The 582-nt window shown below is 39.3% G+C and carries 1 protein-coding gene; it reads left to right on the top strand.

Annotated features, from left to right (window positions below):
- A partial coding sequence (locus HUS62_RS23555; RefSeq protein WP_220095113.1) for a hypothetical protein occupies positions 1-582 on the top strand: 582 nt, incomplete at both ends.

Below are 582 nucleotides of genomic sequence, written 5' to 3'. Positions count from 1 at the left end.
AAAACCAATATTCACTATTACGGGAGTTAAGCAATATAGGTTTCATCATCGCGCTTCGCAGGAGTATCTAGCAGCGAGGCAGCTAAAAAAGCTTAAAGAAAACGGTCTAAAAACGAATGATTTGTTTAATTTTCTGTTTGCTGAAATTGGTGGTGAGAAAGTCTTAATACCTAGTATGGAGCCTATTACTGCTTGGATGGCTTTATGGAATAGAGATATTTTTAATGAAGTAAAGATGCGCTCTCCAGCGTTAATGTTCAGACAGGGCATTCCCGCCTTATTAGATCTTGAACAACGTGCAGAGCTAATCCGTTGCTTTGTTAGTAAGTATTCTCAAAACACTGGGTGGTCAGGTGTTGGTATTGGGCAACGAGAGCTTCAAAAAATTGCATCTCCAGAGTTGTCTGGCGTAATCAAGGAATGTTGGGATAAAGCATATCAAGGCTATGAAACCCGCGAACTTCTGATTGAATTGATCTATTTTACACCATTAGTTGATTGCACTGATTTAGCTAAACAGGCTCTTCACGATTGTGATCTGAATATGGCACATAGAGTTTATGCTGCTTGGACTATTCTAGA

The sequence above is a fragment of the Pseudoalteromonas sp. 0303 genome (assembly GCF_013349995.1).
Lineage (GTDB): Bacteria > Pseudomonadota > Gammaproteobacteria > Enterobacterales > Alteromonadaceae > Pseudoalteromonas.
This window is presented reverse-complemented; position numbering and strand designations above follow the sequence as displayed.